The following is a 14664-nucleotide window of genomic DNA, read 5'->3' on the forward strand; positions in this document are numbered from 1 at the left end:
CAGGAATACGGTTATGACGTTTAAGACATTGGTGCTGCAAATCTATAAACCGACGAGACAGAAAAAAGAGCTGATGGATACGGCGCTCCTGCGCTATTCGCAGGCCTTCCAGTTTCTGATGGATCGGTACCGTAAGGAACTTGAGGAACTGGCTGAATCGAAAAGTGCGATCACACAGCGGATCTTGTTCAATTTGATCGACAAAGAAACAGCGAAAAAATTGAATGATTATGATGTACAGCCGTTCAAGGATTCTTTGAAAATAGAATTCGCCGCCGTTTCGGCTTCCTATATTGCTCAGAAGCGGAAAAATCCAAGTGCGAGGTATCCTCTCCTGTTTCTGGACGATACCCGTTTTGCTTCCGAGATTGCGGACTGTATCCGTCAATTTGACGGCGTGCGGATTCCACCGCAAATCTTTGCGTATCGCTGCTCAAAGCTGATCAGCCAAAAGGGAAATCTGCGTTCCCTCTATTTCGGACGGTATGCGATGAACCGCAATTACTGTTTGCTTTATGATGAATTCAAAGACCGGTTTTACGCAAAGCTGTACCTTTTGAACAGAAAGGAAAGCATTCCGGTCGGAAACTGGGCAAGCGGCCTGTGTTTAAAATACGTTTGGGCGGGTATGCCACCGCTGATTCCTAAGCCCGGCAGGCGAAGCTATATCGTCGTCCCGTTGGCTTTTGGGAAAAGGCAGTATGCCGACTTGAAGAAAACCCTTGAAAACCCCGGTATGCTTCACTCCGCCCGTTTGGTGAAAAGGGAAAGAAGATACTATTTAATGATCAATATGGAATGCGGCCAAAGGGACGCTTTAACGGTGGCGACAACAATGGGGGTCGCTCGCAATATGCCCGGCGGATTGCATTACACCGTTTGCGGGGAAAACGGGGAAATTCAGGAAAACGGCAGAATCTGCGTGGCACCGAATAAAGAGGATTTGTTTCATCTGGCCAATAAAATAGTAGGCTTCGCGGAAAATTACCGTTCGCAGGTGGTGATGGAGGCAAATGGGGGAAGAAACGACCAGTTGCCGCTCCTGCCTGAAGAGGCCTTGTCGGCCGACCAATACGGGGCTCTTGTAAAATTACTAAAGTATAAGCTTCCGGAAAGAGGGTTGCCGGCGCCAATTGAAGTAAGCGCGAACGGCCTTTTCCATACCTGCCCCGCCTGCGGGAAAAGAACCCGGCGCAATCTGGTATCATCGGAGCTTTTTATCTGCATTTACTGCGGGTACGCGTCGGAATTGGAATGGATCGGCAGCGAGAGCCTTGCGAAAAGGCTTGAGCAGTACCACCACGATAAAATACCGCTTTCCATCCGAAAAACAGAAGACGGGCTTCTTTGCTTCAACAAAGTCCTTGGCTTTGAATGCCTGCTTCCGCAAGGGGGAACGGATTATACGCCTGTATATGATAGGCTTAGGCAGTTTCTCGAGAATATGGATGGTGAATTTATCGACGATCCGAAAAAATATGCTGTTTGGAGAAAACTTTTTTATGCAGCAAATCTGAAAGAAGCCGTCCGCTTCTGTTGATGATTTTTGCTTTGGATGCATTAGCTACCGCATCATGCTTCCGCGTATGTGGCGTAATCCCCTATGCAGAGCATTTCCGCTGAGCGGAGACGGCTGAGCCGTTCAAGTGTAGCTATTTACTATATGGCCCGCTTAAAACGCAGATGTTGAGAGCGGGCTTTTTTCTAAAGTTGGATATGAAAAAATTTTGTTGGTGCATTGACAATTGTGTAAAAAAATAGTATAATTATAAATACCGCTGAAAAACTATGGGAGTATAGCTCAGCTGGTTAGAGCACCTGCCTTACAAGCAGGGGGTCATAGGTTCGAGTCCTATTGTTCCCACCATGGAATGGCTCGGTAGTTCAGCTGGTTAGAACGCTAGCCTGTCACGCTAGAGGTCGTCGGTTCGATCCCGATCCGAGTCGCCAAATGCCTCTGTAGCTCAGTTGGTAGAGCAGGGGACTGAAAATCCCCGTGTCGGTGGTTCGATTCCGCCCGGAGGCACCAAATACGCGAACGTAGCTCATCTGGTAGAGCGCCACCTTGCCAAGGTGGAGGTAGCGAGTTCGAGCCTCGTCGTTCGCTCCAGCAGAGTAAGCCTGCGGAAAAACGCTCCTCACACGGTGGGGAGCGTTTTTCTGTTCGTGCGAAACTCCATGCTGCGGGGGAATTTAAAAAATTTTACTCAAATGCTTGACATTTCCAGTTAGCACGAGTAAACTGTAATAAGCGGAGGTTAGTGTACGCTTACCTCCATATAAAAACGGCGAGAGTTAGCCGGAGCTAACTAAAAGGAGTGATCGAAATGCCGGAAGAACAGGCTGTACTGCATACGCTTTATAAGGGGAAGAATCCCCCTTCCGCATCCATTTCAGGCATGATACCTTTAAATATGGTACGTCCGGGGACAGAAGTATCCGTACATTCCATTCGCGGGAAGGACGAAACAAGGCGTTTTTTGGAAAGCCTTGGGTTTGTCGAGGACGCTGCTGTTACCGTAATAACCGAATTGGGCGGGAATCTCATCGTGAATGTGAAAGGAACCCGCGTTGCAATTAGTAAAGCAATGGCGAGCCGTGTTTATGCGGTTTAATACGCTGCAAAATATTATTGGGAGGAAGCAGAGCATGAAAACCTTAAAAGAAGCAAAATGTGGCCAAACGGTAACGGTCAGAAAACTGACCGGAGAAGGTGCGCTGAAACGCAGGATTATGGACATGGGGATCACGAAGGGCGCTGAAATTTTTATCCGCAAGGTCGCCCCTTTGGGGGATCCGATCGAAGTAAGTGTTCGAGGATATGAGCTTACCATCCGGAAATCGGAAGCGGAAAATATTCTACTTGCAGAATAGTGGATTTCCCTATTTTTTGGATACATTAGTTAGCTTTAGCTAACTAACAATAAGGAGGAAAATAGATGAAACTCAGAATTGCTTTAGTCGGTAATCCGAATTGCGGCAAAACTACGATGTTTAACGACCTGACAGGTTCGAGCCAATACGTTGGAAACTGGCCGGGTGTTACGGTTGAAAAGAAAGAAGGGAAAATGAAGGGACACAAAGGCGTCTTTATTACCGACTTGCCCGGTATTTACTCTTTATCCCCCTATACGTTGGAGGAGGTTGTCAGCCGTAACTATCTGATGCATGAAAATCCGGATGCAATCATTAACCTGGTGGACGCAACGAATTTGGAACGCAATCTATATTTGACGACGCAGGTTGTGGAACTGGGTATTCCGGTTGTTCTTGCCTTGAACATGATTGACTTGGTTCAGAAAAACGGTGATAAAATCGATACCCAGGCGCTGAGCGCCGCGCTGGGCTGCGAAGTTGTGGAAACCTCCGCTTTGAAGGGCGAAGGCTCTATGCAGGCGGCGGAGATGGCAATTGCTCTGGCAAAGGCGAGAGAGAAAACAGAGCCCCGGCATCGCTTCAGCGCATCCGTGGAGACCGCTTTGGAGGAAATCACAAAGCTTACTTCCGGGTTATTTTCCTCCGAGCAACAGCGGTGGTATGCGATCAAGCTCTTTGAGCGCGACGCAAAAGTAATGGAAGCCCTGAATTTGCCGCAGGACATAAAAGACAATCTGGAATCGATTGTTCAGGAAGCGGAAAAAGAACTGGACGACGATAGTGAGAGTATTATCACAAACGAACGTTACATATACATTGCGGAACTGATGAAAAAATGTGTTTACAAAAGGCACAGTAGAATGACAACTTCGGATAAAATCGACCGGATCGTAACAAACCGCTGGCTTGCCCTTCCGATCTTTACTCTTGTTATGTTTATTGTATATTATGTTTCGATTTCATGGCTTGGCGCGATCGTAACCGACTGGACAAACGATACCTTGTTCGGCGAATGGATACAGCCTTCTGTCAGCGGCTGGATGGCCAATATTGGGGCTGCCGAATGGCTGAACGGATTGGTGGTAGACGGAATTATCGGTGGCGTCGGCGCGGTTCTCGGTTTTGTACCGCAGATGTTTATTCTGTTTTTCTTCCTTTCAATTTTGGAAGATTGCGGTTATATGGCCCGTGTGGCGTTTATTATGGACCGTATTTTCCGTAAATTCGGCCTTTCCGGAAAAAGCTTCATCCCGATGCTGATTTCCTCCGGTTGTGGAGTGCCCGGAATTATGGCGACAAAGACCATCGAAAACGAAAAAGACCGCCGGATGACAATTATGACAACGACATCCATTCCCTGCAGCGCAAAACTGCCGATTATTGCGCTGATTGGCGGCGCAATGTTCCCGGATATTGTCTGGCTTGCACCCGCCATGTATTTCATGGGTATTTTTGCGATCGTTATTTCCGGTATTATGCTGAAAAAGACCAGAATGTTTGCCGGAGCCCCCGCGCCGTTTGTAATGGAGCTCCCACAGTACCATGTTCCCGCCCCAAAGGGCGTGCTGATCCACATGTGGGAACGCGGGAAAGCGTTTGTCATTAAAGCGGGAACAGTTATCTTTGTGGCCTGCGGTGTGATCTGGTTCCTTTCCAACTTCGGATTTTCGGATGGCGGCTTCGGTATGATCGAAGAAAACGCCAGCTTGCTTGCGGTGATCGGCCGATTTATTGCTCCGGTATTCTCACCGCTGGGCTTCGGCAACTGGCAGGCGGCGGTTGCTACGGTTTCCGGCCTTGTGGCGAAGGAAAACGTTGTGGGCACCTTTGGTGTGCTGTTTGGCTTAGGCGGCGATGTTGCTGAGGATGACGCCGGTTTGTTAAAGCAAATCGCGGTTATGTTCCCCTATGGTTCGGCCGCGCTTTCCTTCCTGGTATTCAATCTTTTCTGCGCCCCTTGCTTTGCGGCAATCGGTGCGATGAAGCGTGAAATGGCAAGCTCGCAATGGACCTGGTTCGCTTTGGGGTATCAAACGTTCTTCGCCTATTCGGTCGCTTTGATGATCCATCAGTTCGGCGGCCTTCTCTTTGGCGGCGTAAACTTCGGAACCGGCTCTGTAGCCGCACTGATTGTTTTAGCGGTAATGCTTTACCTCTTGTTCCGCCCGAACCCGCAGGCCAGGCTGAAGAACCTCTCCGCCGAAGTGGCAGCATAAGTAAATATGGAAAGAGGTATGATTGATTATGTTGCAATGGCTTGCAGCAAACGCGGCAACAATTATTATTTGTGCTATTCTAGGAATTTTGTTTGTAAGGGCAATCTGTTATCTTCACAAAACCCGGAAAAACGGGGGATGCGCCGGGTGCGGAGGATGTAGTGGTGACTGTTGCCATTGCGCTCAGGCATTTCGTAAACAGAAATAGGGAAAATACATTCTGCTGTTTCCCGGATTCCGGGCAACAGCAGCTTTTTATGTTATTCAGGCGTGAGTCGGTGAACCCAGTTGCTTTCTTGAAAAAGAGAATTATAGAAAAGATGCGGAGTAAGAAAAACGGAGAACAGGACGATCTGTTCTCCGTTTTTGTATATTACGGTATGATTTCGTCTTTATTAAAGCATTGACCGTCAGAAGCCAAACAGATTCCTTCCTTTGTTTTAATCAAATCAAAATCAATTGATTCAATGTGGAATCCGGAGCGTTCCAGCAGGTTTATCAAATGCTCTCGATCCTTTCCAAGTCTTCCTAAGTAGACGCACTCAAGCCCGCTGTCCAGCGCGTCGGCAATATCATCCCGGAAGCCGTGGTATTCATTGTACAGCATGCGGTAAGCTCTGTAAGCCATAACCGTTTCCATTAAATATTCCCTTGATACATTTCGAAGCGTAGATTCCCGGTTCTGGTTGCTTATTAAAGAATTAACATCATTGTAGGAGTTGTATTCCACATAGTATTTTCCCTGATATTTTGTGACGGAAACGCTGCATTTTTTCCCGTCCTTCAAATAATAAAAGACCACACAAGGCACATTATCCCTTGATTTTGTTTCCAGTACATCGTAACCGGGGTCACCCTGCCCGAAACCGACGATATGGCGGATGGTTCCGTTGTCCGGTACCTTAAGTCTGTTTATATACTGAGCCATTTTTATCCTCCTTGCATCTTGGTTATATATTTATTATATAACGCTGTATTTTGTCTGTAAATGGAGAATTTTGTTACTATATTTCTAAGAAGAAAACTGACTGCAGTAAAGATCTGCATAATAGCCTTTTTTTTTCAGCAGTTCTTCATGGGTGCCGCTTTCGACGATACGGCCTTGATGCATAACGAGAATTAAGGCCGCGTTCCGGATGGTGGAAAGCCGATGAGCGATGACAAAGCTGGTCCGGCCCGCTGTAAGTCGGGTAAAAGCCTTCTGGATTTTCATTTCGGTGTAGGTATCGATATTGCTCGTGGCTTCGTCCAGAATCAGCATGGGCGGGTTGGCCAGCATTACGCGGGCGATGGTAAGCAGCTGTTTTTGCCCCTCCGAAATATTTTCGCCGTCCGCCGAGATTTCCGTATCGTACCCTTTCTCAAGTTTTCGGATAAAGCTGTCGGCGCCGGCTTCTTTTGCCGCCGCGACGATTTCCTGCATGGAAGCGTTGGGCTTCGCATATGCGATATTGTCGCGGATCGTGCCGTCAAAAAGCCAGGTGTCCTGCAGGACCATGCCGAACCTCGCCCGAAGGCTGCTGCGGGTCAGGTTACGGATATCGGTTCCGTCAATACGAATGCTGCCCTTGTCTACATCATAAAACCGCATCAGCAGGTTTACCAGAGTTGTCTTTCCGGCGCCGGTTTTTCCCACTATCGCTATGCTGCTGCCCGGCTTCACATCCAGATTGAAATCTTCAATCAGATGCTGCCCTGGCTGATAGGCAAAGGAAACATGTTCAAATTCCACATGTCCGCCGCACGATTCCAGGGAAACCGCGTTGGGTGCGCTGGGCGGCTCCGGCGGCAAATCCAGAATATGAAAAATACGCTGGGCGGACGCAACGGCGGACTGCATCTGCGTGAGTACGTTTGTAATATCATTGAATGGCTTTGCAAAAATCACCGTGAAAATCAGGAAGCTGGAAATGCCCCCCGCTGTAAGGTGCCCGTAAATAGCCGCAATACTGCCGCAAACGCCTACTACCGTGTAAGCGAGATTATTGATCACACGGGTTGACGGGTTGGACAGCGATGAGATAAACTGCGATTTTACGCCGGCTTCATATAGTCCGGCGTTAATCTTCCGGAATTGCTCGATGGCCCTTTTGTCATACAAAAAGGCTTTTACGATTTTCTGTCCCTCAATCATTTCTTCCGCATACCCGTTCAGATCCCCCAGGTATTTTGCCTGTTCGCGGAAAAGGTTCTGCGACCGATTCGTAATGAACCGCGCGGTAAAGAAGGAGGCCGGAGCGGAAAGCACAACAATCACGGTCATGGCCGGATTCAGGTAAAGCATGAACACAATGGATCCCAGGATGGTTACGATTCCTTGCAGCAGCGCCATAAAGCCTTGTAGCAAACCGTCCGAAACGGTGTCCGCGTCGTTGATAAAACGGCTGATGGTGTCCCCATGGGCGTTTTGGTCGTAAAATTTGAGCGGTAGAACCGAGAGTTTGTCAAAAAGCGATTCCCGAAGCCGGTTTACCGTATAGTAGGAGATACGGTTGGTTAGGTAATTCAGCAGCCAAAGGAAAAAGCTGTTGCACAGGTAAACGGCCAGCAAAAGGCAAAGGGAGTAAAAGACCTCTTTGGCGCCGTTCCCCGCGGCCATATCGTCTATGGCGCGGCCGATGATGAGCGGGGCGAACAGCATACCGGTTACGCTGATCAGCGCGCTGAAGGCGGAGAAAAAAATCAGCTTTTTGTATTCGCCCACATACTCCAAAATTCTTCGAATGGTTTGTTTCATTGCAAAGCCTCCTCGCTGGAAAGCTGTGACAAACAGATTTCCCGATAGACAGCGCAGTTTTGAAAGAGTTCGCTGTGAGGGCCGTTTCCAACGATTTTACCGTCCTCAAATACAAGGATCCGGTCCGCGTCCTTTACGGCCCCTACGCGCTGCGATACCAGCAGGACGGTTTGTGTGCGGCTGTTTTTTCGGATTGCCTTGCGCATTTTGGCTTCCGTAAGAAAATCAAGCGCGCTGGAAGCGTCGTCTAGGATGAGGATTTCCGGATTGGAAACCAGAGCCCGGGCGATGGTCAGCCTTTGGCGCTGTCCGCCGGAAAGATTGCTTCCGCCGCGCTGTATGGGAAAATCGTATCCCTGCGGGAGGGTCTGGATAAATTCATCTGCCTGCGCGGTTACGGCGGCGGCCCGCACCGCTTGCATATCCGCCTTTTCATTGCCCCAGCGGATGTTTTCCGTTATGGTGCCGGAAAAGAGGAGCGCGTGCTGCGGTACAAAACCGATCTTTCCGCGCAGCTGGGCAATCGGATACTGCTTAACCGGGATTCCGTCCACAAGGATGACGCCGGACGTTGCATCGTAAAACCGGGCGATCAGGTTTACAAACGTGGATTTCCCCGAGCCGGTGCCGCCGATGATTCCAACGGTTTCCCCTCTGTGGATGGTTACGTCGATGTGTTCCAGCGCGCGGTCCCCGGTTGGATTATACCCGAAGGAAACGCCGCAGAACTCCACCGCGGGTGCGGAAGGATCCTCCTTGACGCTCTCCGCCGGATTCTCCATGTCCGGCTGAACGTCCATGATTTCATTGATCCTTGCGGCAGACGCGATGGATTTTGTAAGAAGGATAATTAAATTGGATACGACCATCAGGGCGAGCAGAATTTGGTTGGCATAATTGATAAACGCGATGATCTGTCCCTGGGAAAGCCGTCCTGTGCGGATATGGATGTTTCCCTGCCAAAGGATTACGACGATAATGAAATTGACGGCCATGGAGGTAAGAGGATTGAACAGCGAAGAAATGCGTCCGATTGCAAGGCCGTTATCCATCAGATCGTTGTTCGCCGTGCGAAAGCGTTTTGTTTCCACTTGGGTTTTTGAAAAAGCGCGGATAACGCGGATTCCGGATAAATTTTCCCGGAGGATGACGGCAAGCCCGTCTAGCTTTTTTTGATAGGAACGGTAGAGCGGAGAAGCATTTTTTGTAATGAAATAAATGATCGCGGCCAAAACTGGCGTTGCGGCCAGCAAAATAAGGGCGAGCTGATAGTCCAGAAAGAAGGACATAATAATCGACCCGATACAGATAAACGGTGCCCGGATCATTAGGCGGATCATCATGGCAACCATTTGCTGCAGCTGGTTGATATCGTTTGTGATCCGGTTCGTGAGCGTAGGTGTGCCGAAGTGATCCGCCTGCAAATAGGAAAAAGACAAAATATGTTCAAACACCGCATTGCGCAAATCCGTCCCGAACCCTTGGGACGCACGGGAGGCCAGGAACTGGCAGACCAGCGCGCAGCCGTAGCCGCAGAGCGCCATACCGGCCATCAGGCCGCCTGTTCTTAAAACATACCCGGTATCGCGCTGTCCGACGCCGTTGTTAATCATCGAAGCCATTATCGTAGGCAGAAGAAGTTCGAAAATGGCTTCCATAAATTTAAATATGGGCCCGATAATGCATTCTTTTTTATATTTTTTTAAGTACATCGCAAGTCTAAGCAAGCGCAATCCCTCCATCACTTTCTGGATTTATTATAATCCAGACGGATCCATATGAAAAATACTTGTTTTTGTGGTAATATATATAAAAAATGTATGGAATCAGTTTTAGGGGGAAGGGGTATGAATTTAAAACAGTTGAAATATTTTATGGCGATTGCGGAAGAGCGGCAGATCACCGCCGCCGCAAAAAAACTGCATATTGCACAGCCGCCGCTCAGCTATCAGCTTAGTCTGCTGGAACAGGAGCTCGGCGTAACCTTGATTAAGCGTGGCCCCCGTAATGCGGAGCTTACCGACGCGGGCAAGCTCTTGTATAAACGTGCCGAACAAATACTGAGCATGACTTCGTCTGCGGTGCGTGAAGTGGAAAACTACGGGAAGGGCCTGCACGGTGTGCTGTCGCTTGGGGCCGTATCTTCCTCCGGCGGGGTTGTGCCGAATCTCCGTATGCAGGAATTCGCGAAGCATTACCCCGATATTCGGTTTGAGATTCATGAGGGAAATACCTTTGCGATTATTGAAATGCTGGAAAAAGGCATTGTGGATTTAGGTATTGTGCGCACACCTTTCCAGTATGATCGGTTTCATTGTCGTTATTCTGCCTTGGAACCAATGGCAGCGGTTATGACCAAAGACCTTGCCTGCGGCCAAGGAGAATCCGGCATTACGCTTGAGGAATTAAAAAACAAGCCGCTGATTATTTACCGGCGGTTTGAAGCGCTGATTCAGGAAGCCTTTGCTGAGGAGGGGCTGACCCCTTTTATCTGTTGTCTTAATGACGATGCCCGTACAACGTACACCTGGGCGCGCAAGGGCTTCGGGATTGGAATTATACCAAAATCCGCTTTGCAGGTGCTGAATCCGGATCAGCTCATCTGCAAGGATATTTTAAATGAGAAGCTTCGGACACAAGTGGCGGTAATCTGGGAGAAAAAACGGTATCTGTCCCCTTTGGCGCAGCGATTTGTAAGCTTTTTTGAGGACAGCGTGGACTGGTAATAGACCATGACAAAAAGGGACATCGGCGGGCAAGTGTATTGCCTGCCGATGTCCCTTTTTTATTTTATTTCGTTTCTATTTTGATAATTCCATTTGCCCGCGCATGGCACCCGGATGCCCTTCGAGGGCATTTCCTTTCGCTTGCGCGGGAATGTTGTAATTTATTCAGCTTCCGTTTCCCTTTTGTTGAAGTCCGGGCCGAATTTCAGCTTGGCGCATTCAATAATTAAGCGAATGCAGTTATCGTCCCCTAGCCGTTCACTATTTAAGCAAAGGTCAAAGTTTTCGGGGTTGTTCCAGTTTCTTCCGGTGTAATACTTGTAGAACTCTGCACGATAGCGGTCTATTTTTTCAATGCGGGATTCCGCTTCCTTTTCCGAACATCCCATAAGATCCATAACGGCTTTTACACAGAATTTTTGGGACGCCTGAATATTTACGCTCAATACGTTAGGATAATCCTTCAGGATAAAGTCTGCGGCGCGGCCCATAACGACGAAGGACTCCTTTTCCGTCAGGCTGCGGAGAACCTTTGCCTGATAATTAAAGAGGTTTTCGTCCGAAGTGAAACCGTTTTGCTCTGGCTTCAGAACATCGCCCAAATGGCTGCTTCTCCGGATGTTTTTAAATAACAGAAGCGATTTTTTCACCCGTTCGTCGGCCTGGCCGAAAAGCGCTTCGTTGATTCCGCTTTCAATTGAGGCAAGCTGCAGCAATTCCCTGTCTACAAAGTCGATGTTCAATTTATCGGCCAATTTCTGCCCGATGCGGCGGCCGCCGCTTCCATATCCTCGTGCGATCGTTATTGCATAGTTCATAAAAGATTCCTCCTGTAAGTGAAATACTGCTCCGTTATTTAATACTATTATCAGTATAAATGATATTAAAATTTTGTCAATATTTCATAATGAATTTGATTAACAGAATTTGAGAAGCCGGGAAATGTTTTTGTGAGAAAAAGCCCGTGTGCAGGCCATCATGGGGGGATTTTACCGGAACCCGGTTTGTAAATGGGCTGTTTATTATAATAATTCAAAATAAATCAATTTACAACTGTTTATGATTCCATAAAATTAGGAAATACTAGTCCTATAAACTGACATTTGAGGTAGTGAAATTGAGGTACTGTGGTTTTTCTTCAAATATTTCAGAAAATTTAAGACAAATAAAGAATACAATCGGCAACGATCTGGATTTTGTTGTCCGTGTTTTTAATATTCTATCGGATCAGCGCATTTTGAAATGTGCGGTTGTTTATATAAATGAAATGGCGGATAAAAGTAAACTGAACAGCTTATCCGTCGAGTTGAACGAAACGATCCTGTCGGAAACATGGGACGGGCTGTCAGTCGAAGACTGCTTTGTAAAATTAAAAACCTCCCTGTTGTGCCAGGTGAAGGTTTCCGTAAAGGCCGACATCGAAACCCTGTACGACGAAGTGCTGTCCGGCAATACCATCCTGCTGGTGGACGGGATGAACCAATTTTTGCTTCTATATACCAGCGGGACAGAAGGCAGGGCAATAGGGGAAACAACCTCGCAAACGGTTATCCGTGGGCCTAAAGAAGCATTTACGGAAAATTTAAATACAAATATCTCGCGAATCCGAAGAATTGTCAAGGATAAATCCCTCAAAATCGAAAAAATGTCCCTTGGGGAGAAAACTAAGACCAAGATTGCGATTTTATATCTGGAAGGAATAGCAAAAGAAGAAATCCTGAACGAGCTCCGGGCAAGGCTGAATAAGATTAAGGTGGACAGTATTCTCGACAGCGGATATATTGAGGAATACATTAAGGATGATCCGAATTCCGTCTTTCCCGAATTCCTCAATTCTGAAAGGCCGGATACGGTATCGGCAAACCTGCTGGAAGGGAAAGTGGCGATTTTTGTGGAGGGTTCGCCCTATGCGTTAACGGTTCCAGCTTTATTTATTGATTTTCTACAGGTGAGTGAGGATTATTACCACCATTATATTATTTCTTCCTTTATCCGTTTTGTGCGGTACCTTGCCTTACTGCTTACTTTGGTTGTTCCGGCATTATATATTGCTTTGACTACGTTTCATCAGGAAATGATACCCACTACTTTACTGGTCAGTATAGCGGCGCAGCGAGAGGGCGTTCCGTTTCCCGCTTTTGCGGAAGCTTTTCTGATGGAAATTATTTTTGAAATCCTGCGAGAAGCGGGCATTCGGATGCCCAGGGCGGTCGGCTCCGCAATTTCAATTGTCGGCGCATTGGTCCTTGGCCAGGCTGCAGTTCAGGCTGGAATCATATCCGCTTTTATCGTGATTATTGTATCCATTACAGCCATCGCCAGTTTTGCTATCCCGAATTATGAATTGTCTAATGCGATCCGGTTAATCCGATTTGCTTTTATGATTTTGTCCGCTTGTTTTGGCTTGTTTGGCATTTTTATTTGTTTTGTTATATTAATCCTGCACTTAAGCAAGCTAAAATCCTTTGGGGTTCCTTATTTGACTCCATTTGCGCCTGCAGAGGCAATTGGAAATAGAGATGCAGTAGTTCGTTTTCCAATGTGGAAAATGAAATACCGGCCGCATGTCATGGTTGGCGCCGAGTCCGTCAGGGTGCAAATAGACCCGCCTTTAACAGATAAAAGAAAGGATCAGGAAATTTTTTGAACCGGGTACCGGGGGAGACATTTATGAAATTAAAAAAAATATTTGCTATTCTTCTTTCGGTTGCATTGTGTTTGGGCTTGACCGGGTGTTGGAACAGCCGGGAATTGAATACGTTGGCTTTTGCCACCTCCTTGGGACTTGATAAAACCGATAAGGGTATTCTTATGACCGTACAGGTGTTTAATCCAAGGGCGATCGCTTCCCAAAAGACAGTAAATGAAACGTACGTTATCATTTATACGCAAGAGGGGAAAGATATTATGGAAATGGTGCGAAGAATGATTACCCAAAGTCCCAGAAAGATTAATGTTACCCATCTTCAGACCGTTATATTCGGGGAAGAGTTTGCCAAGGAGGGGATTGGTCCGGCTTTGGATTTTTTTTCACGCGAGCATCAGTTTCGAACGGATATTTATTTTACCGTTGCTTACGATTCCACAGCGAATCAAATCCTGAGAACTCAGTCCAAACTGGATGCAAACCCCTCGAACAACCTGTTTTCCTCCATAAAGTCATCGGATCAAATCTGGGCGGGAAGTAAGTCCGTAAAAATAATTGAATTAATTAATTCCATTATATCGGATGGAAAGGAGGCGGTGGTTACAGGGGTGGAAATTACCTCCCGTCGTCCGGGTAGAGATACCCTAGGTGAATTGGAGAAAATGGAGGATGACCCGATTCGAGTAAGAAATCTGGCGTTTTTTAAAGGGGATAAATTTGCGGGGTGGCTAGATGAGGATGAGTGCAAGGGATACAATTATTTGATGGGAAATGTTTGGGATACCGTAGGCTATGTTGAAGCCCCAGAAATTGGAAAAATAACAACAGAGATAACCAATATGGAAGCGGATCGGAATGTGGAATTGGTAAATGGAAAGCCGGTCATCCATGTATCTTTAAAATTTCGAAGCAACATTGAAAATGTAACGGGAACATTAGATATTTCAAAGGTAGAAAATCTGCGAAAAATCGAAATGCTATGTGAGAAAAAATTAAAAAAGCAATGCCTGAAATCGCTTGCACACACAAAAGAGTACGGCAGCGACATTTTTGGCTTTGGGGAACTAATCCATCGGAAATACCCCAGCTACTGGAAAACTGTTAAAGAGAATTGGAGCGAAGAGTATAAGCAAGTTCCGGTAGACTTGAAGATTGACTATGAAATCCAAAGAACAGGTACGTTAGGAAATACCTTTTTTAAAGGAGGAAGCAAAAAATGAAAGTTGCCTGTATGGTATTTGTAATCCTTCTGGCGATTTTTCTATCGATTCGTGATATACCGGAGATGAAACGACAAAAATCATACAAGGAAATGGCTGTTTATGTAATTATACTATTCCTTGGTGTCATGCTTACGATCTTAAAAGCGAATGGGGCAGATCTTCCCAATCCTGCAGATGTTGTTGTTGCGGTTAATTCACCGTTTGTTGCCATGCTAAAAGGCGTTTTGGAGTGATATAA

The 14664-nt window shown here is 47.0% G+C and carries 13 protein-coding genes and 4 tRNA genes; 13 read left to right on the forward strand and 4 right to left on the reverse strand.

Going from position 1 to position 14664, the window contains the following annotated elements; translation table 11 throughout:
- Positions 1-13: 13 nt before the first annotated feature.
- From CAGA_RS00785 to CAGA_RS00825, 9 genes are all read left to right on the forward strand, one after another.
- Positions 14-1540, forward strand: coding sequence for a hypothetical protein (locus CAGA_RS00785; protein WP_135656728.1), 1527 nt, complete (start codon positions 14-16; stop codon positions 1538-1540).
- Positions 1541-1790: 250 nt separating this feature from the next.
- Positions 1791-1867: transfer RNA gene (locus CAGA_RS00790), tRNA-Val, on the forward strand.
- 6 nt (positions 1868-1873) lie between these two features.
- Positions 1874-1950 (forward strand) — tRNA-Asp (locus CAGA_RS00795).
- 3 nt (positions 1951-1953) lie between these two features.
- A tRNA-Phe gene (locus CAGA_RS00800) sits at positions 1954-2029 on the forward strand.
- 5 nt (positions 2030-2034) lie between these two features.
- A tRNA-Gly gene (locus CAGA_RS00805) sits at positions 2035-2110 on the forward strand.
- A 217-nt stretch (positions 2111-2327) separates the two neighbouring features.
- Positions 2328-2615, forward strand: coding sequence for a FeoA family protein (locus tag CAGA_RS00810; protein WP_167875117.1), 288 nt, complete (start codon positions 2328-2330; stop codon positions 2613-2615).
- 34 nt (positions 2616-2649) lie between these two features.
- Positions 2650-2874: a FeoA family protein gene (locus tag CAGA_RS00815; protein WP_135656730.1), complete on the forward strand. Its 225-nt coding sequence runs from the start codon at positions 2650-2652 to the stop codon at positions 2872-2874.
- A gap of 65 nt (positions 2875-2939) precedes the next feature.
- Complete coding sequence (gene feoB, locus CAGA_RS00820) at positions 2940-5093, forward strand: ferrous iron transport protein B (RefSeq protein ID WP_135656732.1); 2154 nt, start codon at positions 2940-2942, stop codon at positions 5091-5093.
- A 28-nt stretch (positions 5094-5121) separates the two neighbouring features.
- Positions 5122-5301: a FeoB-associated Cys-rich membrane protein gene (locus CAGA_RS00825; protein ID WP_135656734.1), complete on the forward strand. Its 180-nt coding sequence runs from the start codon at positions 5122-5124 to the stop codon at positions 5299-5301.
- A 165-nt stretch (positions 5302-5466) separates the two neighbouring features.
- Here the strand turns inward: CAGA_RS00825 and CAGA_RS00830 are convergent, their stop codons facing one another.
- From CAGA_RS00830 to CAGA_RS00840, 3 genes are all read right to left on the reverse strand, one after another.
- Entirely contained in the window at positions 5467-6021 is a 555-nt protein-coding gene (locus CAGA_RS00830) for a hypothetical protein (protein ID WP_135656736.1), read from the reverse strand.
- An 84-nt stretch (positions 6022-6105) separates the two neighbouring features.
- The gene (locus CAGA_RS00835) at positions 6106-7830 is read right to left on the reverse strand and encodes an ABC transporter ATP-binding protein (RefSeq protein ID WP_135656738.1); all 1725 of its coding nucleotides are present in this window, start codon (positions 7828-7830) and stop codon (positions 6106-6108) included.
- Entirely contained in the window at positions 7827-9557 is a 1731-nt protein-coding gene (locus CAGA_RS00840) for an ABC transporter ATP-binding protein (RefSeq protein WP_135656740.1), read from the reverse strand. The genes CAGA_RS00835 and CAGA_RS00840 overlap by 4 nt, the downstream gene beginning before the upstream one ends.
- A 120-nt stretch (positions 9558-9677) precedes the next feature.
- On the opposite strand from CAGA_RS00840, the gene CAGA_RS00845 reads away from it, so the two are divergent.
- Entirely contained in the window at positions 9678-10556 is an 879-nt protein-coding gene (locus CAGA_RS00845; RefSeq protein ID WP_135656742.1) for a LysR family transcriptional regulator, read from the forward strand.
- Between the two features lie 161 nt (positions 10557-10717).
- Here the strand turns inward: CAGA_RS00845 and CAGA_RS00850 are convergent, their stop codons facing one another.
- Entirely contained in the window at positions 10718-11374 is a 657-nt protein-coding gene (locus CAGA_RS00850) for a cytidylate kinase-like family protein (RefSeq protein ID WP_135656744.1), read from the reverse strand.
- Positions 11375-11673: 299 nt separating this feature from the next.
- Between CAGA_RS00850 and CAGA_RS00855 the strand changes: the two genes are divergently transcribed.
- Genes CAGA_RS00855 through CAGA_RS00865 form a run of 3 tightly spaced genes read left to right on the forward strand, consistent with a single transcriptional unit; the run spans position 11674 to position 14659 of the window.
- A complete protein-coding gene (locus CAGA_RS00855) occupies positions 11674-13203 on the forward strand; it encodes a spore germination protein (RefSeq protein WP_167875118.1) in 1530 nt (509 codons plus the stop codon).
- Positions 13204-13226: 23 nt separating this feature from the next.
- Positions 13227-14423, forward strand: coding sequence for a Ger(x)C family spore germination protein (locus tag CAGA_RS00860; protein ID WP_135656748.1), 1197 nt, complete (start codon positions 13227-13229; stop codon positions 14421-14423).
- Positions 14420-14659: a hypothetical protein gene (locus CAGA_RS00865; protein WP_135656750.1), complete on the forward strand. Its 240-nt coding sequence runs from the start codon at positions 14420-14422 to the stop codon at positions 14657-14659. Before CAGA_RS00860 ends, CAGA_RS00865 begins: the two co-directional genes overlap by 4 nt.
- The last annotated feature ends 5 nt before the right edge of the window (positions 14660-14664 follow it).

It is taken from the genome of Caproiciproducens galactitolivorans (assembly GCF_004768785.1).
Taxonomy (GTDB): Bacteria; Bacillota; Clostridia; order Oscillospirales; family Acutalibacteraceae; genus Caproiciproducens; species Caproiciproducens galactitolivorans.